The following is a 24257-nucleotide window of genomic DNA, read 5'->3' as shown; positions in this document are numbered from 1 at the left end:
ATGTAAGGAGCGTGGTTATGTTTAAAACATTTGATACAATTTTTAAAGGTGCAACACTTGTGAATCATGATGGAAGAAGCAAGCGTGATATTGGTATTACAAATGGTCGTATTGCTGAAATAGGCGATCTTACATGTGCATCGGCTAGTGAGGTCATTGATTGTACGGGGCTTCATATTTTACCAGGAATTATTGATAGCCAAGTGCATTTTCGTGAACCAGGAAATGAATATAAGGAGGATTTGGAAAGTGGCTCGTATTCTGCTGTGTTAGGGGGGGTTACGGCAGTTTTTGAAATGCCTAATACCAGTCCATTAACAACATCAGAAGAAACATTAAGCGATAAGGTTCAACGCGCATTTCATCGAATGCATTGTGATTTTGCATTTTGGGTTGGAGGAACGCGTGAAAATGCTCATGAATTGTCTGAATTAGAAAGACTTCCTGGTGCGGCTGGAATTAAAGTCTTTATGGGGTCCTCTACCGGTGATCTTTTGGTTGATGATGATGAAAGTGTACGCCTTATTTTGAAGAATACACGCCGTCGTGCGGCTTTTCATTCTGAAGATGAGGCGAGGCTCAAAGAGCGTAAAATATTGCGTATTGAAGGTGATGCATCGTCACATCCGATTTGGCGTGATGAAGTTGCGGCATTAAAATGTACGCAGCGTTTGGTAAAAATTGCTCATGAGATGAAGGCTCGCATTCATGTGTTACATCTTTCGACAGAAGAAGAAATTGATTTTCTAAAAAAACATAAGGATGTTGCAACAATTGAAGTGACACAACATCATTTGACACTCACGGCTGATGATTATAAGAAGTTTGGTACATTAATTCAGATGAATCCGCCTATTCGTGAATTGCGCCACCGTGAAGCTCTTTGGTACGGTGTTCAACAAGGAATAATTGATGTCTTAGGCTCAGATCATGCGCCTCATACTCTTGAAGAAAAACTTCAACCTTATCCCTCTTCACCTTCAGGTATGACAGGCGTGCAAACAACAGCAGCAATTATGTTGACACATGTGAATGCAGGAAAAATATCTCTTGAACGTTTTGTTGATCTCACTTCACATGGCCCTAGTCGTATTTTTGGTATAAGCTGTAAAGGGCGCATTGCTGTTGGGTTTGATGCTGATTTAACCATTGTTGATCTTAAGAGAGAAGAAATTATTACGAATAGCTTAATTGGTTCTCGCGCCGGTTGGACACCTTATGATGGTCAAAAAGTTAAAGGTTGGCCTGTTGGGACTATTATCCGTGGTATGCGCGTTATGTGGGAAGGTGAAATTGTCACACCTTCACAAGGAGAGCCTGTTAAATTTATGGAAACTTTGGTGTAAACAGATTAAAATTATAAGTATGCCGTAAAATACCATCCTTTAGAGTGGTGATATAGGGTATGTCAGCCTCTTTGATACATAAGTGTTTTTTTAATGCGTGGTGAATATTCTTAGGCTTGTTTGTAGAAACTATGCAGCAAGTTACATGCGTTAGAAGCCAAGAGGAACCTTGTTCAACAAGAACCTAGATTATTTACAGAGCAAATTTAGTTAAAAATCTTCGTCCTTTGAGGTGTGGGGAGGAAGCCAAAGAGCGATTTTGTATGGGGAAAAAGGCGCTCATACGAATAAAAGCGTATCGAGACATTATTCTTTAAACGTCTCTCTATTTTCAGAGCTGGTTTATTACTCCCCGCATTTGTGAAAGGAGTATCATTGATACCGCTAAAATTGAGAGAGATACTTTTTGTATAGATTAATTATTTATAATACATGAGGAGGTTTTCAGATAAAATTCTTCCTTCCTCAATGTATCTTTGATTGGCTTCAATGGCTTCTTGTGTACAATGATGATAATTTTCTGAGAAAGCACGATACGCTTCATTAAACGCTTCATAAAAATAAGCACGTCTTTGTGGAATGGGGTGTTCTGCTTCAATCAGTGCATTCATATAGTCATACCATTGGTTTGTTGGAGGCTCGCAAAGATTTTGGAGAGAATGCAATGATCCCAAAATTTCTGCTAGTCGGAGTAATTTTTTTTCATAAGGTGGAGATTGTTGTGCAAAGGTTGGCATTGAAATGACAAGAAATATTAAAATAATGATGTTCATCAATCTATTACGCATTATTTTTATTGCTTTCTTTGAATAAAACTCTGTAAGATAAAGTAATTTTGTCATGAGAACGGTGTAAAAAATAGAGTTAATTGCTACATTATTCTCAATTATTGATTATAAAATATAGGGCGTAAGAGGCAGTAAGGAACCCATTGTGGAATATTGAAAATACTGATGAAGCTTTGTGTAGTTTAAAATTTAAGATTTTCTTTCTGCAAACTATCTATTTTTCACATAGATTTATATTGTATTACCTATAGAATTTTTTCTAAGCTCGTTTTCTTTAAGGAGGGAAAGCATTTCTAATGATAGAACGCTTTTGTCCAATCAAATAAAATAGATTATTTTTATGATAAATGATGGATACAGCCGTGAATACAATGGGAAAATGGTAAGAAGAATTTACTATAAGATAAAAGTTTTTAGCCTAAACAGCGTAATACAATAATTTGAGATAAGATACATCTAAAAGGATCGGTGCATAATATCGTTCATGGAGTCAATAAATGAAAGAGTTGCGATTTTATAATACGCTGACACGTAAAAAAGAAAATTTTACACCAATAGATGCGACAAGAGTACGTCTTTATGTTTGTGGTCCGACAGTTTATGATTATGCGCATATAGGAAATGCACGCCCTGTCATTGTTTTTGATATTTTATTTCGTTTATTGCGTCATGTTTATGGTAATGAGCATGTTCTATATGCACGTAATATTACAGATGTTGATGATAAAATTAATGCACGAGCAGCTTGCGAATATCCAAACTTGTCATTGAATGATGCTATTCGTCAATTAACAGAACGTACATATTCTCAGTTTCAGCAAGATACAATAGCACTTGGTTGTCTTTTGCCAACCAGCCAGCCGCGCGCAACCGAGCATTTAGAGGAAATGCGCTCTTTAATTGAAAGATTGCTTGAAAAGGGGCACGCTTATAAAGCGGAAAACCATATATTGTTTTCTGTAAGTAGCATAAAAAATCCTCCCCATTATGGGGCATTTGCAAATCGTTCTTTAGATGAAATGAGGGCGGGGGCGCGTATCGATGTTGCTGCTTATAAAAGGGAAGAGATGGATTTTGTTTTATGGAAGCCTTCTGTGGAAGGAGAACCAGGTTGGGAATCACCGGGCGGAATTCCTGTTTTAGGTCGTCCAGGTTGGCATATTGAATGTTCTGCAATGTCAATGGCAAAGTTATTAGCTCCCTATGGCGGTGGTTTAACCTGTGATGATCCGACCGCCAATGTTTTTGATATCCATGGTGGTGGAATTGATTTAATTTTTCCTCATCATGAAAATGAGATTTCTCAAAGTTGTTCAGCTTTTGGGACGGAGCGAATGGCTAATTTTTGGATGCATAATGGTTTTTTACAAGTTGAAGGCAAAAAGATGTCGAAAAGCTTTGGCAATTTCATAACTATTCGTTCTGTTTTAGAGAATAATTTTTTGGAGTTTAATGGTATTTTAACCGATGAAATGAAGCAAAATTGGGCTGGTTTGTCTGCGCGTTTTTCGATGTTGCAAACGCATTATCGTGAACCACTAAATTGGACAGCGCAGCGTTTAATACAATCGAGCAGCGAACTGTATCGTTGGTATGAATGGCTTCGCAGCAAAAAGAGTGAGATGAAAAACAATGAAGCAATTGATGATACTTTGATAGATGCACTTAGTGATGATCTTAATACTCCAAAAGCACTGACTCTTTTGCGAAAATTTTATAAGGAAGGAAATGCTTTGGCTCTTGTAAATGGAATGAATTTATTAGGACTGTTAAGACAAGAATGGATTAAAGAAATAGATTGCCCATTATTTATAAGAAAAACTTTCCTTGATACAAAATTTATTGATCAGCGCATTGCCGAAAGACTAAGACTTATCCATAATAAAGAGTGGGAAGCTGCGGATACAATTCGTGATGAGCTTGCAGCCGAGGGGGTTCTTTTAAAAGACAGTAAGGATCCGCAGAGTGGTGAGCGCATAACTGTGTGGGAAATAAAGCGACACTAATGTCTCTATTCCAGCAGCTCCATAAAAAAGGAGAATATGATGGAATTTTTATATCATTATGGATATATCGCGCTTAAGCTGGCTGTAGGTCTTGTTGCCTTCTTATTTATTTTAAGAACGACGGGGCGGGGGAGTCTTAGTCAAATGACACCAGTTGATTTGGTCAGTAATTTTGTTATGGGAGGTATTATTGGAGGCGTTATTTATAATCAGAATATTAGTAGCATTCAATTATTGCTTGTTTTACTCATCTGGCAAACCCTGATTACATCTTTTAATTTTATTGCACGTTATTCAGTTTTTTTTCGTCGTCTTATTGCAGGGCGGAATGTCACATTAGTTTTAGATGGAGTTTTCCAAATGGATAAGATTAAGAACTTGGGGATCAATATTAATGATCTCATTACGATGTTACGTCTTAAAGGGTGTCACTTACATGAAGCTGCTTTTGTTCGTTTGGAAACCAATGGTGATTGCACTGTCATTAAAAAGGAAGAGGGAAAGAAATCGACGATTTTAATAGAAAATGGTGAAGTTATTGATGATGGACTTAAAGAGATTGGTAAAACACAAAAGTGGCTTCAGGCAGAATTGAAAAAAAAACATGTAAAAGTTGAAAGTTTATTCGCAGCAGAGTGGTATGAAAATACAGATCAAAATAATAAATTGTATAGTGGATTATTTCTTGTTCCTTTTTCAAAAACAGTCTAACTTCAAAAAACGGGTAGGTATAGCTTATTGGAAGTATAATAAAGAGATAAATCTATAAATAACCACAGAGGGTATTTTGCCTGTTTGTGCGGATGATAGAGAAGTAAGGACTTTATGAAACGCAATGAAATGACAAAAACTGTATCATCAGATACAGGGAAGACTCTGCACACACTTTACAATTTATGGCCCTATATGTGGCCGGTAGGTCGGCGTGATCTAAAAATGCGTGTGCTATGGGCAATATTTTATCTTGTTTTGGCTAAGCTCGTTCTCATATCTGTACCGTATTTATTTAAATATTCTACGAATGTGCTTGATTCAAGCTTTCAGCTACCTGAATGGTTCCCATCCAGTTGGATTATTCCCATCATGCTCGTTTTGGCATACAATGTCGCGCGTATTATGCAGGCTGGATTAAATCAATTACGCGACTCCCTGTTTGCCACTGTTGGTCAATACGCTGTTCGTCAATTAGCTTATAAAACCTTTGTACATATGCATGAGTTATCCTTGCGATTTCATTTGGAACGCCGAACAGGTGGGCTTTCTCGTGTGATTGAGCGTGGAACAAAAGGAATTGAAGCGATTGTAAGATTTTCAATTCTTAGTACAGTACCGACAGTTTTAGAATTTATATTAACGGCACTGGTATTTTACATAAGTTATGGGTGGCATTATCTTCTCATCGTTGTTGCAACGGTTGGATTATATATCTTATTTACCATTAAGGCGAGTGATTGGCGTATTCGCATTCGACAAAAAATGAATACAGCGGATACTGAGGCGAATACTCGCGCTGTTGATTCTCTTTTGAATTTTGAAACGGTCAAATATTTTGGTAATGAAACTCTAGAAGCCGATCGATTTGATGCTTCTATGGTAGGTTATGAAAAAGCCGCAACGAAGATTTGGACATCGTTAAGCTGGCTTAATTTTGGTCAGACTCTTATCTTTGGTATTGGAATGACGATCATGATGCTGATGTCAGCTTATGAAGTTTTTTATAAGACACAAACTTTAGGAGATTTTGTTTTTATTAATGCGCTTTTAATGCAACTTTCTATTCCACTAAATTTTATTGGGTCAATGTATCGTGATATTCGACAAGGTTTAACGGATATTGAAGCAATGTTTGATCTTTTAGATGTTCAGAAGGAGATCGTTGATAAATCGGATGCTAAACCGTTAGAGATAAGTGATGGGACCATTTGTTTTCATCAGGTAAAGTTTTCCTACGATTCGAGACGTCAGATTCTCAGAGATATTGATTTTAAAGTTCCGGGAGGAAAAACAGTCGCCATTGTTGGTCCATCTGGTGCCGGTAAATCCACTATTTCTCGGTTGCTTTTTCGGTTTTATGATGTTGATGCGGGCTCTATCACAATTGACGGGCAGGATATTCGTGACGTAACACAAAAGAGTTTGCGTGAAGCGATTGGCATGGTCCCACAAGATACGGTGTTATTTAATGATACAATTGCCTATAATATTTGCTATGGGCGTCCAAGTGCTACAGATGAAGAGATGCGCAAAGCTGCTGAAATGGCACAAATATCAAAATTTATTGAAATTTTACCGGAAGGTTTTCAGTCTATGGTAGGAGAGCGAGGTCTCAAATTATCAGGTGGTGAAAAACAACGCGTGGCTATTGCCCGGACACTTTTAAAAGCTCCCCCACTTCTTATTCTAGATGAAGCAACGGCGGCTCTTGATACGGCGACGGAACAGGAAATTCAACAAGCATTAGATATTGTAAGCCGTGGACGTACAACATTGATTATTGCTCACCGTCTTTCTACTGTTATCAATGCTGATGAAATTTTAGTTCTTAAAAGTGGTCGTATTATTGAAAATGGGACGCATACAGAGCTTTTACGCAAGAAAGGTCTCTATGCTTCAATGTGGAATAAGCAGCTTGAAGCAACGAAAGCTGAAGAAAAGTTACGTAAAATGCGTGAAGAAGATGAGATGAGTGTTGTTAATCGTAAAAAATAAATAGAGCAAAATGTAATCTATATCTTTATATGGAGTGATTGATTAAATACATAAAAAGACACAAGAGGAACAAAAAGATTTGTTGCTTGTTTAAGTTTACGATGAATAGGAAATTATATGAGTATTCTGCAATCTTTCCATAATAGCTTTGTATCGGTTCATAAAGAAGGCTATCCTTTTATTGTAGCGTTTTTTGTTATTTCGCTCATTCTTGGTTGGATATGGAGTCCGTTGTTTTGGTTTGGTCTCATTCTCACGGTGTGGTGTGTATACTTTTTCCGTGATCCAGATCGTGTGATCCCTTTGAATTCAAATTGGGTTATGTCGCCTGCAGATGGGCGTATTTCATTTGTGGAATCATGTGTTCCACCTGAAGAATTAGGATTAGGGAAAGATGAAATGATCCGTATTTCCATTTTTATGGATGTTTTTTCATGCCATATTAATCGTATTCCTATCAGTGGTACAGTAGAGTCTATCGTTTATCAGCCAGGTCGATTTACTAATGCTGACTTTGATAAAGCTAGTCAGTTTAATGAGCGTAATGGGATGGTAATTGATAGCAAACATGGTAAAATCGGTATCGTACAAATAGCGGGAATGGTTGCACGCCGGATTGTTTGCTGGTCAAAAGAAAATGATGCCGTTATGACTGGTGAGCGATTTGGATTGATTCGTTTTGGTTCTCGCCTTGATATTTATATACCAACTGAAATGAAAGTGCGTGTTGCAGTTGGACAGACAGCAATTGCTGGAGAAACAGTTTTGGGTTCTTTTGATGATAAGAGTGCCACAACGGATTTCAGATACGATTAGGACTCACAATGAAAAATTTTTCGCCATTTTCTTCATTCAATCCTGAGGGGCAGCATGATGAAGGTGCAAATCGGCGGCGTTCACCTACATCGATGCGGTATGTCATTCCCAATATCATTACTATTTTAGCAATTTGTGCAGGGATGAGCAGTATTCGTTTGGCTTTTGAACATCGCTATGAAGCTGCTATTTTAATGGTGCTTTTGGCCGCAGTTTTAGATGGTGCTGATGGTCGCATTGCCCGTTTAATAGATGGTAGTTCATCTTTTGGGGCACAGATGGATTCTCTTGCTGATGTTATAAATTTTGGTGTTACCCCTGCACTCATTGTTTATTCTTTTATCTTGAATCAAGCAAATCACATTGGTTGGGTTGCTGCTCTTGTTTATTGTGTTGCTTGTTGTTTGCGATTAGCACGTTTTAATGTGATGTTAGATAACCCCAATATACCTAAGTGGCAGAAAAGTTATTTTGTTGGTGTTCCAGCACCAGCAGGAGCATTATTACTTTTATTGCCTACCTATTTAGGCACTCTTGGTTTGGTTCCCAATTGGGGGTGGGCATTATTTTTTAGTCTTTATACTGTAATTATTGCTTTTCTTTTGATTAGTCGTTTACCGGTATGGAATGCAAAAACAATTGATCAAAATTTAAGGCGCGATATCGTTATACCGTGCATGTTGGTCATTGTTATTTATGTCGGTTTTCTTGCGACTTACACATGGGAAACTTTATTGATTACAGCTGTTAGCTATATTATTTTTCTCCCCTGTAGTTTTATCGCTTATAATAAACGTGCTACTTTAGAAGAGAAAAAGGCTGATGCTAAAGCTATCCAAGAATCATAAAGTGCTTCATGCTTCTGTCGAAGAGCACAGAAAAAAGAGAGAGTCAAACGATTTACTTCTCATATGATGATCAATCAGGTATGTGATAATTTACAAACCGATTTTTATGGACATTAAAGAGTTTTCCAGTTTCCTTTAAATCAGGTGATAACAAATGTACGATCTTTTTTGCGACCTCTTGTGGTGAAGGCAGAGTTTGTGGATCTTCACCAGGCATAGCTTCAGCGCGCATGGCAGTGCGTGTGGCACCAGGGTTGACACAATTAATCTTAATAGGGGTTTGTTTGAGTTCTTCTGCCCAACAACGGGCAATCACCTCTAAAGCCGCTTTAGAGGCTGCATAAGCTCCCCAGAAAGGGCGCGCAGCATGCGCAACGCTTGAGGATAACAGGATGGCTCGTCCAGCATCAGATTCACGTAATAAAGGCTCAACGGCTTTCATTAAGCGCCATTGGCTGAAAAGATTTATTTGAAAAACATCTTCAAATACCGTGTTTTCTATATGCGCTATTGGTGAGAGTGTTCCAAGAATTCCTGCGTTTGCAACGATAATATCAAGTTTTTTCCAGCGTTTGGCAATTGAGATAGCAAGAGTATCGATGTTTTCCATATGATGCAAGTCAAGGGGAACAAGGGTTGCATGAGCTCCTTTTTCTCGGATTTGATTATCTAATTCAGTAAGTCCACTGACTGTTCGTGCAAGAGCAATAATATGAGCCCCGCGTGCAGCAAGCTCGAGTGCCAAATAATAGCCAATCCCTCTTGATGCGCCAGTAACAAGTGCCACACGCCCATGGAGACTAAAATCACATTTTGCCATCATTAATCTCTTGTTTTAAGAACAGATGATTGATGAATTTTGGAGAGATTTTCTTGATCAACCAGATGCGTAGGATAATATCCAGTAAAATAATGGTCAGTAAATTGTGGATCGGCGTTATTCCGTTTTTCCCCTGCTACAGCAAGATATAATCCATCCGTTGAAAGAAATTCTAATGAATCCGCTCCAATAAAATCACACATAGATTTTAAATCTGGATATTGATTTGCTAAAAGATTTTCAGCTTTAGGTGTATCAATACCATAAAAGTCAGGATAAAAAATCATAGGGCTAGAAATGCGCATATGAACTTCTTTTGCTCCTGCATCGCGAAGCATTCGTACAATTTTAAGGGATGTTGTTCCACGTACAATAGAGTCATCAACCAGAATAACACGTTTTCCTTCAATCACAGGACGGTTTGCCGAATGTTTTAACTTGACGCCAAAAGCACGAATTTGTTGTGTTGGTTCGATAAAAGTGCGGCCAACATAGTGATTACGAATAATACCAAGCTCGAAGGGAATTCCAATTTCTTGTGCATAGCCAATTGCGGCAGGCGTTCCTCCATCAGGAACAGGAACCACAACATCACCCTCACAAGGGGCTTCCTGTGCTAAATGGATTCCCATATTTTTGCGTGTTGTATAAACACTACGTCCTCCAACGATTGAGTCTGGGCGGGCAAAATAAACATATTCAAACAAGCAAAGTTTTTCTGGTTTTGTATTTTCTGGTTTTATAATTTTTTTCGTAATTTCCCCATTTTTTTGTATTTCACATATGATGATTTCTCCATTTTTAACATCACGGACATATTTTGCTCCAATAATATCAAGAGCACAAGTTTCAGAACAAAAGATAGGCTTACCATCAAGTTCCCCCATCACGAGAGGTCTAATTCCTGTTGGATCGCGTGCCGCAATAAGCTTTGTACGTGTGAGCGCTAACATAGCATACCCACCTTCTACTTGCCGAATCGCATCAACAAAACGATCAGAGGACGATTCATAACGTGAGCGGGCAATAAGATGGAGAAAAACTTCTGAATCTGACGTTGATTGACAGATAGCACCAGAAGCGATGAGTTCACGGCGTAATGTGAGACCATTGGTAAGATTACCATTATGTGCAATAGCAATACCTCCAACTTTCAATTCAGCAAAAAGGGGTTGAACATTGCGTAATGCCACTTCTCCAGTTGTTGAATAACGGGTATGTCCAATAGCACGATTTCCTGGTAAGCGCGCAAGTGTTGCAGGGTTTGTATAGTGATCACCAACAAGACCTAAATGCTTTTCTTGATGAAATATTTTATTGTGGTAAGAAACAATCCCAGCTGCTTCTTGCCCACGATGCTGAAGTGCGTGGAGTCCAAGAGCTGTTAATGTTGCGGCATCTTCATGCCCAAGAATACCAAAAACTCCACATTCTTCATGAAGGGTATCATCATCTAATGAAAATTCTTGACAGAAAACATCGCTTTTTATCATCATATTCTTTCAGTTGTGATATGGAGGAATCATTAATATCACATTGTACATCATTTAGTTCTCTTTCCTCATGAAAAACTATTCTCTATTTTTTAAAATTATCTTTTCATGAGAGTGTTGCTCATACGTATGTTTATTGCTGTCTTTAAACAAATTTTCAGCCTTTTCGAGAACAGATCCAATATCTTTTGGGAGTATTTCCCAAACTTTTTGTCCCAATGAATCTAAAATGGGTCTTGTTTTTGCATTTTTTAACCAATTCGCTTGAAGCTCGGGTTTAATCAGTGCATTAATCAGCAACATACCGATGACCATGATAAGTAAACCACGAAGTGCTCCAAAAATAAAACCAATAGCACGGTCAAGGATACCAATTCGACTATCAATAATAAAATCAGAGATCTTCATTGTAATAATTGAAGTAATAATGAGAACAATAATAAAAATTGTGACCAATGTTGTGATCAATGCAATCATTTTATTAGAGAGATATTGTTCAAAGAAAGGTAAGACAGGTTTGAATAAAAACAGTGTCGTAACAGCTGCAACTGCCCAAGAAATCAACGATAACACTTCACGTGAAAATCCTCGAAGCATAGCAAGAAAAGCGGACAACAGGATGATTACTACGACAATTCCATCAAGGATTGTTATGATCATTTGTTTGTTCCTTATACATAAAGTTGCGTTCTTTTAAGTCTGTGTGCAAATATATTTTTTGTTATGCCATTTTTTGTTCTTATAGCAAGGATCTTTTGTATGTTATAGAGTTTTTTCTATATTATCATATCTGTGGTGCAGATCATTTTTTACTTACGGTAAGAGTAGCAACGAGTTCGGGAAGGTCGGAGAAAGTTTTTTGTTTAAAGTTGAGCGACTTCATCATTTCGGTTGTTGTTGTGGGATGAAAGGCTCCTTGAAAGCCGAGTTTTTTGGCTTCATTTATGCGCTGTGCTGAATGTGCAACAGCGCGGGTAGCTCCTGAAAGACTGACTTCACCAAAATAGACATAATCCGTTGGCAATGCGATATTGGCAAGAGAAGATACCAAAGCAGCGGCTACAGCTAAATCAGCAGCGGGTTCTGATATGCGATAGCCACCTGCCACGTTCAGATAGACATCATGCTGTCCAAAACGAATGCCACAATGGGCTTCTAAAACGGCAAGAATCATAGAAAGACGATTTCCATCCCATCCGACAACCGCACGTCTTGGTGTCCCAAGGGAAGAAGGAGCAACAAGCGCTTGAATTTCTACGAGTATCGGGCGTGTTCCTTCCATACCGGCGAAAACAGCAGCGCCTGGGGCTTTTTCATTACGTTCTCCTAAAAACAATTCGGATGGATTTATCACTTCGCGTAATCCTTTATCAGACATTTCAAAGACACCAATTTCATCTGTTGGTCCGAAGCGATTTTTTACAGTTCTAAGAATGCGATAATGATGTCCTCCTTCACCCTCAAAATAGAGAACGCCATCAACCATATGTTCAACGACCCGAGGACCAGCAATTTGTCCATCTTTTGTAACATGCCCAACAAGAACAACGGCGGCTCCTGTTTTCTTGGCAAAGCGGATCATTGCCTGAGCACCGATACGTACTTGTGTGACAGTGCCAGGTGCTGAATCTGCTGTATCTGACCATAGGGTTTGAATCGAATCGATAATCACCATATCAAGGTTTTTATGTTCGCTTAAGGTTGCCAGAATATCTTCAACATTGGTTTCAGCAGCAAGTTTCACCTCTGTATTGTTAGCTTCAAGCCTTTGTGCGCGCAGACAAATTTGCGCAATAGCCTCTTCACCTGAAACATAGATGACATTATATCCTTTACGTGATAAAGCAGCAGCTGTTTGTGTCAGCAATGTTGATTTACCAATACCCGGATCACCTCCAACAAGGAGTGCCGATCCACGGACAAAGCCCCCACCGGTAACACGATCAAGTTCCGCAATACCAGAATAAATACGTGGAGCATCTTGGATATCTCCAGAAAGAGATGTAAGGGCAACGATGCGTCCTTTACGCGTATTCTGCTTAGGACCACTTCCTATGCCGCCATTTATATTTTCTTCGATAAGGGAATTCCATTCTCCACAAGCACTACATTTTCCTGCCCAACGAGAATGAACAGTGCCACAATTTTGACAGATAAATTGAATACGATTACGTACCATGTTGATTTAACCAATTTGCTCTGGAAGATAATTGCTATCGGCAAGATCACTGAATCGTGTGAAATCAGATTGAAAGGCAAGGGGCACGATTCCTGTCGGTCCATGGCGCTGTTTTGCAATAATAACATCAGCTTTTCCAAAAGCTTTATCCATTATTTCTTGCCATTTTGTATGTTCCAAGCTACCTAGTTTTGGTTCTTCATTTTTGAGATAATATTCTTCGCGATAGACAAACAGAACGATGTCTGCATCTTGCTCAATTGAACCAGATTCACGTAAATCTGAGAGCTGTGGACGTTTATCTGTTCTATTTTCTACTTGACGTGAAAGTTGAGAGAGAGCGATAATAGGAATATTCAATTCTTTCGCTAATGCTTTTAATCCTGTGGTAATTTCTGTGATCTCTTGGACACGATTTTCTGATGAACGCTTTGAACTGCTTGTCATGAGTTGGATATAGTCAATAAACAAGATATCTAAACCATGTTGCCGCTTGAGACGCCGCGCACGAGCAGCTAATTGCGTAATTGATATTCCCCCAGTTTGATCAATATAAAGTGGTGCCTTTTGTAGTTGGTTCACCGCACGAATAATTTTTGAAAATTGTTCATCTGAAATATTACCACGCCGAATATCAGAAGAAGAGACTTCTGTTTGTTCAGAAATAATACGTGTTGCAAGCTGTTCGGATGACATCTCAAGTGAGAAGAATCCCACAATGCCGCCTTCATTTTCTTGGATATTGGCATTACGATTATAAGCATTAGCAATATTAAAGGCAATATTGGTAGCCAGTGAGGTTTTACCCATACCAGGGCGGCCCGCAAGGATAATTAAGTCAGATGCTTGTAATCCTCCCATTTTTTCATCAAGTGTTTTAATATGGGTGGCTATCCCTGATAATTGTGAAGAGCGCTTTTTCGCAGCACTTGCCATATCGATAGCTTTTTTGATAGCCTCATTAAAATTTTCAAATCCACCCCCATATTTCCCTTTTTCTGCTAGCTCAAATAACTGATTTTCAACAGTTTCAATTTGTTGGGTCGGCGTAAGCTCTACAGGAGCATCAAAGGCTGTATTGACAACTTGAGTTCCAAGGTTAATCAAAGACCGTCGGATAAAAAGATCGTAAATGACGCGTCCATAATCTTCAGCGTTAATAATAGTGACTGCCTCTGTGGCTAAGCGAACAACATATTGGTATACAGTAATATCTCCAATTTTTTCTTCCATTTGGATATAGGGCTTGATTGTAACTGGATCTACACGTTTCCCTGTTTTAATAAGGTGAGATAAAACATGATAAATTTTTTGATGCAATGGTTCAAAAAAATGTTCTGGTTTTAGAAAATCTGAAACGCGGTCAAGAGAATCATTGTTGATAAAGATGGCACCAAGCAATGCCTGTTCAGCTTCAATATTATGCGGAAGTTGCCGAAAAGAAGGAGAATCCTCTTTCTTTGAAGAGCTGACATTAACAACGTTAGTTTCTTCCATAATATTTTTCCACTAAAATTCTAAGTCTAGCTACTTTAGGCGATAAATTGAAAATCGTATAATTAAAAGAATAGAGCGACAAATCTTCATTTTAAGTTAAAATTATATAATTTTTTAAAACTCTCTTTTCGTTCCTCATTTATCATTTGTGTATTATTTATATAACGTCTATCTATTTTATTTTATAATATGTGATTTTAAAGTGGAAGTTTTGCTACTCTAAATTTAAGTATTTTTAAGTTACTTAACCTTAAAATTCCAATATCTGTGTAAGTAGAATTATTTTTTTATAACTGAAATTATTTCAGATCATGTGAGGATATAATCAACTTAACGCTCATACAAACTTTAGCCTTAAGGGTAGGACTTTAAATTATTTTTGCTTTATATGCTGGAAGACAAAAGACATTTCCTCTTAGTGATATTATCATTCTCGGCATATAATGCCTTTAAATAATATATTTCTAATTCTTTCATAAAAATTAGATTATTTATGTACGATAGCCATAAAATACTCACTTTTAAAGTGTGAGTATTTTATGAACAATATTTAAAATGGAATAAAAAATATAAAACACAAAGAAAAAATAGCAATTAAGCTTCTTGATGAGAACTGTTTATATCGTTGTCATTAATTTCTTCTGCCAATAATTCTTCCTGACTTTCTTCTAATAATTCTTCTTGAATATTATATATTTCTTTAGCCGAAGTGAGAGTTTCACCTTCTGCTTGGCGTTGTGCTTCACTGGTAGAACGGGCAACGTTAATAATCACAGAAATTTGAACCTCTGGATGTAAGCTAAGAGTGATAGTGTGAAGACCGATCATTTTTATTGGATGATTAAGTTCGATTTGATTTCTTCCAATAGAAAAGCCTTCATCTGTTATGATTTCAGCAATATCACGTGTTGACACAGAACCATAAAGTTGTCCCGTTTCACCAGCAGAACGAACAACAATGAATGATTGTCCATCAAGTTTTTCAGCAATTTTTTGAGCTTCACTTTTGCGTTCAAGATTACGTGCTTCAAGTTGTGCACGTTGTACCTCAAAATGTTTTTTATTAGCTTCATTTGCGCGTAAAGCTTTACCTTGAGGCAAGAGAAAATTACGCGCATAACCATCTTTAACTGAGACAATATCACCCATCTGACCAAGACGAGGAATGCGCTCAAGTAAAATAATATCCATAGTTTTTCCTTTCGAACAAATAAATTTAGTGGAGTTTTTTGCGTGATTGAAAATTGTATTGAATAGCAGCCCAAATTCCCATCAAAAGCATCATGAAAACAATAGGTGGAGTAAAAACGATTGTAAAAATAGCAATATAAACAAGAGAAAGTATAATAATTCGACCGTTTACCCCTTTTGTAATATTGTGCAGATATGCTAGACCGCTAATTAATATGATGACAATGTATGCAGTGCTAAAGACACGGGTACTCAAGTTAAGAGAAGCGCTCAGCTCAATCATCGATGCTATGCAAACAATAATGAAAATAATAATTCCAGAAATTGGAAGGCGGAGAGTTTGGCTCCAATCATCACGGGGTCTTTTCAGCCATTTCATATGTTGTGCTGCTATCATGGAAAAGTAAAGGTTACCAATGAGAAAAACCAAACTATAAATAGTCAAAGAAAAAGCAGTAAAAGTTGCTGTATGCGTCATTAAAAGCTCACTAAAAGCGCGTATATCGGCTTCTTTTATTGACTGTGATTGTTGCAGAGTTTGTGCTATGTTTTCGGTGATTTTTTTTGCAATGACGGGTGTGGATGGACGGGTTTGAACATAGAGCCCAATGAAAGTTGCTATAAGAGCGATAAAATTAGTTAAATGAAAAATAACCGATGATAATGGATACCATATCAGTTCGTTTTCTTTTTGCGCTGGTCGTGCAAGCCCAAGAAGCCAAGAAGCATAGACAGCAGGAAGGAAAAATAAGAACATAGAGCCAAGAGCAATATAGGTATTAGTGGTTATGATAAGAACAACAGTGGCACTTATGAGGGCGATGAGACTGGCTAATGTTCCTTGACCGAACGCAACAATAAAAATTGGCAATGAAAGAAAGCAGCCAAGAAGAAGAGAAAAAAAGGGCGCGATATTTGCAACACTGATGATTGCCATTCCTATCACAACAGCAAATAATCCTGCCAAAATACCGGTTAATATCTCATAAGTACGATTTTTTTTCATTTATTGCTGTCCTGCTTTCTGCAGTTAGAGGCGTGTCAATACCCCAACTTTGACATTTAATAGCTTAACATAGGATACAACAAGCTATTTTTAACCATATAAGAAAAGCAACTGGAGAAAATCTCCAGTTGCATAGCGTATTGATCGCTTACTTTATAACGTACGGAAGTAAGCCTAAAAAGCGAGCACGTTTGATAGCATTAGCTAATTCACGCTGTTTTTTCTGACTAACAGCAGTAATCCGTGAAGGAACAATTTTCCCACGTTCGGAAATATAACGTTGTAACAACTTGATGTCTTTATAATCAATTTTGGGAGCATTGGTCCCTGAAAAAGGACATGTTTTACGACGACGATGAAAGGGGCGACGTGCAGAGTTTTGATTAGTATCAGTCATCATTCTACCTCTTCTATAGCATTTTCACGTTGACGACGTGGAAAACGAGGACGCTCTTCATCGTGTCCAATGTGACTATTGCGATCAAGGTGTGAGAGCATAGCAGATTTTTCTTTTTCGTGTTTTTCTACACGAATGGTCATATAACGCAAAATATCCTCATTGATGCGCATCTGACGCTCCACTTCAGCAATTGCTGAAGCTGGTGCATCAATATTGACCAAGACATAATAAGCTTTACGGTTTTTACGAATACGGTAAGCAAGAGGACGAAGTCCCCAATTTTCTATACGCCCAACTTTTCCACCATGCGCTTCAATGACACCTTTGTAGAGACTCAAAAGTTCATCAACTTGCTGCGGTGCGATGTCTTGTCGGGCAAGGAACATATGTTCATAAAGAGCCATTGTTTTGCCTTTCTTCAATTAAATTTCACCGGCTTTAGCGCAAAGCCTCTGCGACTTGTCTTTTTTGGAAATCCAAAGAAGAAAGGACGCGTTTACAATTCGAGACATCTCAGAGCGGAGACACGGGAGGCCGGAAACATTGTATTTCCTACTGATATTTTACAGCCCTCCGTTCAACCTCCAGCTAAAGTGCCGGCAACGAACATTTCACATTTACAGGTTATCTTTTAAAATAGCAAGTTTATGCACATAAAAAAATTGATTTGTTAAATCTTGATATATTTCCTTCTTCTACAAAAAGATAATACTGTAATATAAAGGTAAAGGAGGGAAAAATGGACTTTTTAAACCAGATTGATGTTACACTCTTTGAAATGTTTGTCGGCAATCATCACGCTTGGTCGATTGTAGTTTTTTTTAGTATTTTTTGTGCAAAGTTTTTAATTTATATTATTCCTCTCCATCTTTGTGCGTTGTGGTTTTGTGGTGGGGAGAGGGAACGATGTGTCGTGCTAAGCATTTGCATGAGTATTTGTGCGGCTCTTTTCATAGGTTATCTCATTTCTCTTTTTTATTTTCATCCTCGCCCATTCGTGGTAGGGCTGACGACACCGCTTATTCAACATCGTGCGACAGCTTCTTTTCCTAGTAATCATGCCTTGACCATTGCATCTTATGCAGCTAACTTTTATTTTTACCGATACAAAGTTGCTTTTAAATTTGCTTCGGTATTTTTATGTTTGATCTGTTGGGCGCGCATCTTTGTGGGTGTACATTATCCCTTTGATATTTTAGCAGGTGCAATTTTAGGAAGTCTCATAAGTTTGGGTGTTATTCAGTTTATAGCACCCTATTTCCCTAAGTTTTTATATCAAATTCCGCCCTTAAAATATAATTTTAAGTGTGGTATTCGTTTTAAATAAAGGGCTTTATCTTGATTTGTGCGGATGAATAAGGTCAAAAGAAAATAATTTAATTGTACAGTTTTAGGAGTTGATAAATGGGTGCAGCTTTTATTTTTCCAGGGCAGGGGAGTCAACTTGTTGGTATGGGGAAGGCGCTTACAGAGCAATTTATTGCCGCACGGATGGTTTTCGAGGAAGTTGATGATGCTTTGGGTGAGAAATTATCAAAGATCATTTTTGAAGGACCAGCAGATGTTTTAACGTTAACAGCAAATGCACAACCGGCATTAATGGCTGTATCTATGGCTGTCATTCGTGTGATGAAACAATTAGGGCTTCGTATAGAAGAAAAGGTAAGATTTGTTGCTGGTCATTCTTTAGGCGAATACTCGGCTCTTTGTGCTGCTGGTACATTTACTCTCACAGATACGGCAAGACTTTTGCGTATTCGTGGCAATGCTATGCAGGCTGCTGTCGCGGTTGGTGAAGGTTCTATGGCAGCATTAATTGGTTTAGAAGAGCACATTGTGGAAGAAATTTGCGAAACTGTTTCTGGAGAAGGATTATGTCAGATTGCTAATGATAATGGTGGTGGGCAAATTGTTATTTCCGGTAAAGCAAAAGCAGTTGAGGCAGCGGTAGAGATTGCATCAACAAAAGGTGCAAAACGTGCACTTCTTCTTCCTGTTTCTGCACCTTTTCATTCATCTTTAATGCAACCTGCTGCTGATGCCATGAAGAAAGCACTTTTGACTGTTAACAAAATGTCCCCTATTGTTCCTTTGATTGCCAATGTTTCTGTTGCACCTGAGAGCAATCCAGAGCGTATTACTACTCTTCTTGTCCAACAAGTGACTGGGAGGGTGCGATGGCGTGAAACAATAGAATGGATCGCTGCTAATGGAGTTGATACGCTTTTTGAAGTTGGTTCTGGAAAAGTATTAACAGGTTTAACGCGTCGTATTAATAAAGATATAAAGGGGGTAACCATTGGAACAGTTGATGAAATAGAATCAGCGCTAGGTATGCTCGGCGTTTAATCTATAAGGAGTTAAAAGATGTTTAGATTAACAGGACGTAAAGCTCTTGTAACGGGGGCTTCGGGAGGAATTGGTGAGGCAATTGCACGCTGCTTTCATGCACAAGGAGCCATTGTTGGACTTCATGGAACACGCGAAGAAAAGCTTAGAGAAGTGGCGGCAGAATTAGGGCAGAATGTTTTTGTATTTCCCGCTAATCTTTCTGAACGCCAATCGATTAAACAATTGGCTGAAGTTGCAGAAAGAGAAATGGATGGCGTCGATATTTTGGTTAACAATGCGGGAATCACTAGGGATGGTCTTTTTGTGCGTATGCAAGATAAAGACTGGGATGATGTTTTAGAAGTTAACCTAACAGCTGCTTCTCTTTTGACGCGTGAATTAATACATTCTATGATGCGCCGCCGTTATGGAAGGATTATTAACATTACATCTGTTGTTGGTGTTGTGGGAAACCCTGGACAAACAAATTATTGTGCTGCAAAAGCAGGCTTGATAGGTTTTTCTAAAGCATTGGCACAAGAAATTGCTTCGCGAAACATCACTGTCAATTGTATTGCTCCAGGATTTATTAAATCCGCGATGACAGACAAGCTTAATGAAAAGCAAAAAGAAGCCATTATGGCTGCGATTCCGATGAAGCGTATGGGAAGTGGGCAAGAAATAGCCGCTGCTGCTGTTTATTTAGCAAGCGATGAAGCAGCCTATACGACAGGTCAAACACTCCATATCAATGGTGGAATGGCAATGATTTGAGTATTTGTTTTATTCCACATTGATTTATGAGTTGTATTATTTTAGATAGTAACGATTGAAATGGATAGATGCATCTATTTCTTTAATATGGTCGTTGATCAATTGATGTCGGAATGTCAGATTGGTTCATTTTGTAGGGGATATCCACAGGATGTTTTAAATCATTACTAAAATCTTTTAAAGTAATGCATCTATTGCTTGATTAGATGAACCGATATAGTTAACCAAATTATAGGAAAATATAAATTCGAGGATTTCAACATGAGTGATACAGTAGAGCGCGTTAAGAAAATTATCGTGGAACATCTTGGGGTTAATGCTGATAAAGTTGTAGAAAATGCAAGCTTTATCGATGATCTAGGGGCTGATAGCCTTGATACGGTTGAACTCGTTATGGCTTTTGAAGAAGAGTTTGGGGTAGAAATTCCAGATGAAGCTGCTGAAACGATTTTCACAGTTGGCGATGCAGTCAAGTTCATTGATAAAGCTTCTGCGTGATTACTAAAGGGCAAAGGCATGAATTGCTTTTGCCTATATTCTTCGGAGCTCTTTTGAAAAGAGAGCTTTGAGAGGTGAAGTTTAGTTCAAGGTTAGAAGTTATGAGACGTGTTGTTGTTACTGGTTTAGGGTTGGTATCTCCATTAGCTGGTAATACTGAATATAGTTGGAAACGACTTCTTGAAGGAAGAAGTGGTGTCCGACGTATCACAGAGTTTGATGTGTCAGATTTGCCATGCCAGATTGCTGCGCGTATCCCCTTAGGGGATGGAACAGAGGGGACTTATAATGCTGATTTGTATATGGAACCTAAAGAGCAACGTAAAGTTGATGCATTTATTGTTTATGCAATGGCTGCTGCTAACCAAGCGCTTGCAGATGCCGAATGGTTTCCTAAGAGTGATGAAGATCAGATTTGTACAGGTGTGTTAATTGGTTCGGGAATTGGGGGAGTTGAGGGTATTGTTGAAGCTGGTTATACGCTTCGTGATAAGGGCCCACGTCGTGTTTCTCCTTTTTTTATTCCAGGTCGTTTGATTAATCTTGCTTCTGGTTATGTGTCTATTCAATATGGTTTACGGGGGCCTAATCATTCTGTTGTAACGGCTTGTTCAACAGGGGCGCATGCGATTGGTGATGCGGCACGTTTGATTATGTTTGGTGATGCAGATGTCATGGTGGCAGGGGGGGCTGAATCTCCGATAAATCGGATATCTCTTGCAGGTTTTGCAGCTTGTAGAGCTCTTTCCACTTGTCGCAATGATGATCCTGAACGGGCGTCACGTCCTTATGATACTGATCGTGATGGTTTTGTGATGGGAGAAGGAGCGGCAGTTGTTGTTTTAGAAGAGCTGGAACATGCCAAAAAACGAGGAGCGCGTATTTATGCTGAGGTTATTGGCTATGGTTTATCTGGTGACGCTTACCACATTACAGCGCCTTCAGAAAGTGGTGAAGGGGCTCAGCGTAGTATGATAGCTGCTCTTAAGCGTGCACAAGTGAATGTGAGTGAACTTGATTATATTAATGCTCATGGTACATCTACGATGGCTGATTCCATAGAGCTAGCGGCTGTTGAGCGTGTTTTAGGGAGTTATGCACCACAAGTTTCTATGTCATCAACGAAATCATCTATCGGGCATTTACTTGGTGCAGCCGGTGCTGCTGAGGCTATTTTTTCTATTTTAGCTATACGGGATAATATAGCCCCAGCGACACTTAATCTTGACAATCCATCGATTGAAACGAAAATCGATCTTGTACCACACAAACCGCGTGAACGAAAGATTGATACGATTCTTTCTAATTCTTTTGGATTTGGTGGGACAAATGCATCGTTGGTGATGCGACGTTTTAGGGGATAATAAGTATTTTTATTTAATTTTTGCTTTTGAGTTTTCTATTTTATTATAAGGTGAATGAGAAATTATAATATTATCCTTAATCGCTATTGAGGGGTTATGTCCGATGTGAAAAATGGAAATCATTAAAGGACGTAAGTGATTCCTCTTCGAATCATTTAGCAGATAGTTATGACATGTTAATACATAAAAAACGAAAGAAATCATCTATCGTCCGTAATCCGTTGGTCATTCTCGGTCATTTTTTTCTTATGCTGATTGTGATTATTCTTTTTGCCATAAGTATTCCTCTTTATATTGGAAAAAGTATTTTTGAAGAAAAGGGAAAAATTGAGGAAGAACAAATTGTTCTTATCCATCCTGGTACCGGAATTCGTGAAATTGCTTCATTGCTAGAAAAACGTGGTTTCATTCGATCATCAGATATTTTTGTTTATGGGGTTGGTTATCACCAAAAAACAACGCATCTGAAGGCTGGTGAATATTTAATTCCAGCTCATGCTTCGATGCAGGATATTATGGATATTCTTGTGAAAGGAAAATCTATAGAGTATACATTTACAGTACCTGAAGGTTTAACGGTTCAGCAAGTTTTCGATCGATTAGCTGCGAATGAAATTTTGATTGGAGACCTTCCAAAAATTTTGCCTCCAGAAGGTTATTTAATGACGGATACTGTTCGTTTTATTCGGGGAACAACGCGTAAAGAGATTGTAAACAGGTTGCGTGAAGGACAGACAAAATTAATTCATGCTATATGGGCTACGCGTTCACCTGATTTACCCATTAAATCAATTGATGAATTTGTTATATTAGCCTCAATTGTTGAGAAAGAAACGGGAATTGCAGCAGAAAGACCAATGGTTGCTGCGGTATTTTATAACCGCCTTACAAAGCATATGCGTCTTCAATCGGATCCAACAGTAATTTATGGTCTCTTCGGAGGAAAAGGAAAACCATCCGGTCGTGCAATTTATCGTTCAGATCTTGAGAAGGAAACACCATATAATACTTATAAAATTAATGGTTTGCCCCCAACGGCTATTGCAAATCCAGGTCGGGATTCTTTAAAAGCGGTGGCACATCCACCAAGCAGTGATGCACTTTATTTTGTTGCTGATGGTTCAGGAGGGCATGTTTTTTCTCGAACTTTAGAGGAACATAATATGAATGTTCGCAAGTGGCGAGAATTAAAGGCAAAACATTGAATTTATAGTGATAACACATCTTTTTGCATCGTAAATGAGAATCCCAAATATAGTAAAATTTTTCTATTTAAACTTTTTATGAGAATGATAAAAAATCATTTTCTTGTCTGTCACAAGTGGGATTGGCGTATGGATAAAAATATTTAAGAAAGAAGTGAATATACTGCTAATACCTTATCTCAAAAAAGAGCAAAATAACATTGAGAATTGCTAAGAAAACACATTGATTAGGGGAGAGGTTGAGATAATGTATAATTCAAATTTTGGAGAAACATTTATGAACAAAGTAGAGTGATGTAATGACAGTCTTTGAAAGTAAATTGAGTGCTATAAAAATAAATCAACGCCGCGGTTTTTTATTTATTCTCTCTTCACCTTCAGGTGCTGGTAAATCAACAATTTCTCGATTACTTCTAAAAGATGGACAATTAGAGCTTTCCGTAAGTATGACCACAAGGAAAAGGCGTCCTAGTGAAGTAGATGGGCTACATTATCACTTTATTTCAAAGGAAGAGTTTGAATATAAGCGTGATAGAGATGAATTTATTGAATGGGCAGAAGTTCACGGAAATTATTATGGCACTTTGCGTGAAACTGTTGAAAACGCATTGAATGCTGGCCATGATATGTTATTTGATATTGATTATCAAGGTACCGAGCAGCTGCAAAAAAAGATGCTAGGAGACACTGTATCTGTTTTTATCCTTCCACCATCAATGAAAGAGCTTGTTTCGCGTTTACATCGTCGAGCAGAAGATAGTCAAGATATCATCAATTTGCGATTGGAAAATGCACGAACGGAGTTAAAGCATTGGCGTTCTTATGATTATGTTGTGATTAACAAAGATTTAGATCAGTCTTTATCTTTTATTAAATCAATTTATTTAGCTGAAACCGTAAAACGTGAGCGTTGTTCTTATCTTGGCTCTTTTGTTGATGGGCTTATTGCTGAAAAAATCGATAAATGTTGTGATTAAAAAAGGTTT

22 protein-coding genes and 1 pseudogene are annotated in these 24257 nt (G+C 38.1%); 13 read left to right on the top strand and 10 right to left on the bottom strand.

The genetic code is table 11. From position 1 onward, the window contains the following. The first annotated feature begins 17 nt into the window (after positions 1 to 17). On the top strand, positions 18 to 1346 hold the full coding sequence (locus ACFILH_RS08370) for a dihydroorotase (protein ID WP_375643101.1): 1329 nt from the start codon (positions 18 to 20) through the stop codon (positions 1344 to 1346). Positions 1347 to 1765: 419 nt separating this feature from the next. Here ACFILH_RS08370 and ACFILH_RS08365 read toward each other — a convergent pair whose 3' ends face one another. Continuing rightward, positions 1766 to 2134: a TIGR02301 family protein gene (locus ACFILH_RS08365; protein WP_273791091.1), complete on the bottom strand. Its 369-nt coding sequence runs from the start codon at positions 2132 to 2134 to the stop codon at positions 1766 to 1768. Positions 2135 to 2631: 497 nt separating this feature from the next. Here ACFILH_RS08365 and cysS point away from each other — a divergent pair, with 497 nt between their 5' ends. The 5 genes from cysS (at position 2632) to pssA (ending at position 8513) form a co-directional block, all read left to right on the top strand. Then, positions 2632 to 4140 (top strand): cysteine--tRNA ligase, encoded by a 1509-nt coding sequence (gene cysS, locus ACFILH_RS08360; protein WP_375657720.1) that lies wholly within the window; start codon positions 2632 to 2634, stop codon positions 4138 to 4140. 39 nt (positions 4141 to 4179) lie between these two features. Next, positions 4180 to 4851, top strand: coding sequence for a DUF421 domain-containing protein (locus tag ACFILH_RS08355; protein WP_375630770.1), 672 nt, complete (start codon positions 4180 to 4182; stop codon positions 4849 to 4851). Positions 4852 to 4965: 114 nt separating this feature from the next. Next, the gene (locus tag ACFILH_RS08350; protein WP_273791088.1) at positions 4966 to 6849 is read left to right on the top strand and encodes an ABC transporter ATP-binding protein/permease; all 1884 of its coding nucleotides are present in this window, start codon (positions 4966 to 4968) and stop codon (positions 6847 to 6849) included. Positions 6850 to 6966: 117 nt separating this feature from the next. Then, on the top strand, positions 6967 to 7665 hold the full coding sequence (locus tag ACFILH_RS08345; RefSeq protein WP_273791087.1) for a phosphatidylserine decarboxylase: 699 nt from the start codon (positions 6967 to 6969) through the stop codon (positions 7663 to 7665). Positions 7666 to 7673: 8 nt separating this feature from the next. Beyond that, complete coding sequence (pssA, locus tag ACFILH_RS08340) at positions 7674 to 8513, top strand: CDP-diacylglycerol--serine O-phosphatidyltransferase (RefSeq protein ID WP_375657719.1); 840 nt, start codon at positions 7674 to 7676, stop codon at positions 8511 to 8513. Between the two features lie 70 nt (positions 8514 to 8583). Here the strand turns inward: pssA and ACFILH_RS08335 are convergent, their stop codons facing one another. From ACFILH_RS08335 to rpsF, 9 genes are all read right to left on the bottom strand, one after another. Then, positions 8584 to 9333, bottom strand: coding sequence for an SDR family NAD(P)-dependent oxidoreductase (locus tag ACFILH_RS08335; protein WP_273791085.1), 750 nt, complete (start codon positions 9331 to 9333; stop codon positions 8584 to 8586). 2 nt (positions 9334 to 9335) lie between these two features. Continuing rightward, positions 9336 to 10829, bottom strand: a complete 1494-nt coding sequence (gene purF, locus ACFILH_RS08330) for an amidophosphoribosyltransferase (RefSeq protein WP_375630765.1) — start codon at positions 10827 to 10829, stop codon at positions 9336 to 9338. Positions 10830 to 10904: 75 nt separating this feature from the next. Beyond that, entirely contained in the window at positions 10905 to 11486 is a 582-nt protein-coding gene (locus ACFILH_RS08325; RefSeq protein WP_273791083.1) for a CvpA family protein, read from the bottom strand. A gap of 142 nt (positions 11487 to 11628) precedes the next feature. Beyond that, a complete protein-coding gene (gene radA, locus ACFILH_RS08320) occupies positions 11629 to 13005 on the bottom strand; it encodes a DNA repair protein RadA (RefSeq protein WP_375630763.1) in 1377 nt (458 codons plus the stop codon). Between the two features lie 6 nt (positions 13006 to 13011). Continuing rightward, positions 13012 to 14502, bottom strand: coding sequence for a replicative DNA helicase (locus tag ACFILH_RS08315; protein ID WP_273791081.1), 1491 nt, complete (start codon positions 14500 to 14502; stop codon positions 13012 to 13014). A gap of 594 nt (positions 14503 to 15096) precedes the next feature. Continuing rightward, on the bottom strand, positions 15097 to 15693 hold the full coding sequence (gene rplI, locus ACFILH_RS08310; protein ID WP_273791080.1) for a 50S ribosomal protein L9: 597 nt from the start codon (positions 15691 to 15693) through the stop codon (positions 15097 to 15099). Positions 15694 to 15718: 25 nt separating this feature from the next. Next, on the bottom strand, positions 15719 to 16699 hold the full coding sequence (locus ACFILH_RS08305; RefSeq protein WP_375630761.1) for a hypothetical protein: 981 nt from the start codon (positions 16697 to 16699) through the stop codon (positions 15719 to 15721). A gap of 148 nt (positions 16700 to 16847) precedes the next feature. After that, on the bottom strand, positions 16848 to 17096 hold the full coding sequence (gene rpsR, locus ACFILH_RS08300; protein WP_012754957.1) for a 30S ribosomal protein S18: 249 nt from the start codon (positions 17094 to 17096) through the stop codon (positions 16848 to 16850). Continuing rightward, complete coding sequence (gene rpsF, locus ACFILH_RS08295; RefSeq protein WP_273791078.1) at positions 17096 to 17503, bottom strand: 30S ribosomal protein S6; 408 nt, start codon at positions 17501 to 17503, stop codon at positions 17096 to 17098. Before rpsF ends, rpsR begins: the two co-directional genes overlap by 1 nt. Before the next feature lie 335 nt (positions 17504 to 17838). Between rpsF and ACFILH_RS08290 the strand changes: the two genes are divergently transcribed. The 7 genes and pseudogenes from ACFILH_RS08290 (at position 17839) to gmk (ending at position 24248) form a co-directional block, all read left to right on the top strand. Next, entirely contained in the window at positions 17839 to 18426 is a 588-nt protein-coding gene (locus ACFILH_RS08290; protein ID WP_375625018.1) for an undecaprenyl-diphosphatase, read from the top strand. Positions 18427 to 18503: 77 nt separating this feature from the next. Next, positions 18504 to 19448, top strand: a complete 945-nt coding sequence (gene fabD, locus ACFILH_RS08285; protein ID WP_273791076.1) for an ACP S-malonyltransferase — start codon at positions 18504 to 18506, stop codon at positions 19446 to 19448. 18 nt (positions 19449 to 19466) lie between these two features. Further along, positions 19467 to 20204, top strand: coding sequence for a 3-oxoacyl-[acyl-carrier-protein] reductase (fabG, locus tag ACFILH_RS08280; protein WP_273791075.1), 738 nt, complete (start codon positions 19467 to 19469; stop codon positions 20202 to 20204). Between the two features lie 261 nt (positions 20205 to 20465). Further along, positions 20466 to 20702: an acyl carrier protein gene (locus tag ACFILH_RS08275; RefSeq protein ID WP_004860281.1), complete on the top strand. Its 237-nt coding sequence runs from the start codon at positions 20466 to 20468 to the stop codon at positions 20700 to 20702. 101 nt (positions 20703 to 20803) lie between these two features. Then, positions 20804 to 22066: a beta-ketoacyl-ACP synthase II gene (gene fabF, locus ACFILH_RS08270; protein ID WP_375637388.1), complete on the top strand. Its 1263-nt coding sequence runs from the start codon at positions 20804 to 20806 to the stop codon at positions 22064 to 22066. 96 nt (positions 22067 to 22162) lie between these two features. Then, positions 22163 to 23271: pseudogene (gene mltG, locus ACFILH_RS08265) on the top strand (endolytic transglycosylase MltG). A gap of 299 nt (positions 23272 to 23570) precedes the next feature. Further along, positions 23571 to 24248, top strand: a complete 678-nt coding sequence (gmk, locus tag ACFILH_RS08260) for a guanylate kinase (RefSeq protein ID WP_375657717.1) — start codon at positions 23571 to 23573, stop codon at positions 24246 to 24248. Positions 24249 to 24257: the final 9 nt, after the last annotated feature.

Origin of the sequence: Bartonella sp. CL435QHHD (assembly GCF_042195095.1) — a bacterium.
Classification (GTDB): Bacteria; Pseudomonadota; Alphaproteobacteria; order Rhizobiales; family Rhizobiaceae; genus Bartonella.
The sequence above is the reverse complement of the archived record's forward strand: the minus strand, read 5'-3'. Positions and strand labels throughout refer to the sequence as shown.

Coding starts and splice junctions, on each gene's coding strand:
- pssA (WP_375657719.1), top strand. CDS start 7,674: ATGAAAAATTTTTCGCCATTTTCTTCATTCAATCCTGAGGGGCAGCAT.
- rpsR (WP_012754957.1), bottom strand. CDS start 17,096: ATGACTGATACTAATCAAAACTCTGCACGTCGCCCCTTTCATCGTCGT.
- ACFILH_RS08275 (WP_004860281.1), top strand. CDS start 20,466: ATGAGTGATACAGTAGAGCGCGTTAAGAAAATTATCGTGGAACATCTT.
- ACFILH_RS08350 (WP_273791088.1), top strand. CDS start 4,966: ATGAAACGCAATGAAATGACAAAAACTGTATCATCAGATACAGGGAAG.
- ACFILH_RS08290 (WP_375625018.1), top strand. CDS start 17,839: ATGGACTTTTTAAACCAGATTGATGTTACACTCTTTGAAATGTTTGTC.
- ACFILH_RS08315 (WP_273791081.1), bottom strand. CDS start 14,502: ATGGAAGAAACTAACGTTGTTAATGTCAGCTCTTCAAAGAAAGAGGAT.
- fabG (WP_273791075.1), top strand. CDS start 19,467: ATGTTTAGATTAACAGGACGTAAAGCTCTTGTAACGGGGGCTTCGGGA.
- ACFILH_RS08370 (WP_375643101.1), top strand. CDS start 18: ATGTTTAAAACATTTGATACAATTTTTAAAGGTGCAACACTTGTGAAT.
- ACFILH_RS08305 (WP_375630761.1), bottom strand. CDS start 16,699: ATGAAAAAAAATCGTACTTATGAGATATTAACCGGTATTTTGGCAGGA.
- ACFILH_RS08325 (WP_273791083.1), bottom strand. CDS start 11,486: ATGATCATAACAATCCTTGATGGAATTGTCGTAGTAATCATCCTGTTG.
- purF (WP_375630765.1), bottom strand. CDS start 10,829: ATGATGATAAAAAGCGATGTTTTCTGTCAAGAATTTTCATTAGATGAT.
- ACFILH_RS08355 (WP_375630770.1), top strand. CDS start 4,180: ATGGAATTTTTATATCATTATGGATATATCGCGCTTAAGCTGGCTGTA.
- ACFILH_RS08335 (WP_273791085.1), bottom strand. CDS start 9,333: ATGGCAAAATGTGATTTTAGTCTCCATGGGCGTGTGGCACTTGTTACT.
- fabF (WP_375637388.1), top strand. CDS start 20,804: ATGAGACGTGTTGTTGTTACTGGTTTAGGGTTGGTATCTCCATTAGCT.
- ACFILH_RS08345 (WP_273791087.1), top strand. CDS start 6,967: ATGAGTATTCTGCAATCTTTCCATAATAGCTTTGTATCGGTTCATAAA.
- rplI (WP_273791080.1), bottom strand. CDS start 15,693: ATGGATATTATTTTACTTGAGCGCATTCCTCGTCTTGGTCAGATGGGT.
- gmk (WP_375657717.1), top strand. CDS start 23,571: ATGACAGTCTTTGAAAGTAAATTGAGTGCTATAAAAATAAATCAACGC.
- cysS (WP_375657720.1), top strand. CDS start 2,632: ATGAAAGAGTTGCGATTTTATAATACGCTGACACGTAAAAAAGAAAAT.
- ACFILH_RS08365 (WP_273791091.1), bottom strand. CDS start 2,134: ATGCGTAATAGATTGATGAACATCATTATTTTAATATTTCTTGTCATT.
- radA (WP_375630763.1), bottom strand. CDS start 13,005: ATGGTACGTAATCGTATTCAATTTATCTGTCAAAATTGTGGCACTGTT.
- rpsF (WP_273791078.1), bottom strand. CDS start 17,503: ATGGCTCTTTATGAACATATGTTCCTTGCCCGACAAGACATCGCACCG.
- fabD (WP_273791076.1), top strand. CDS start 18,504: ATGGGTGCAGCTTTTATTTTTCCAGGGCAGGGGAGTCAACTTGTTGGT.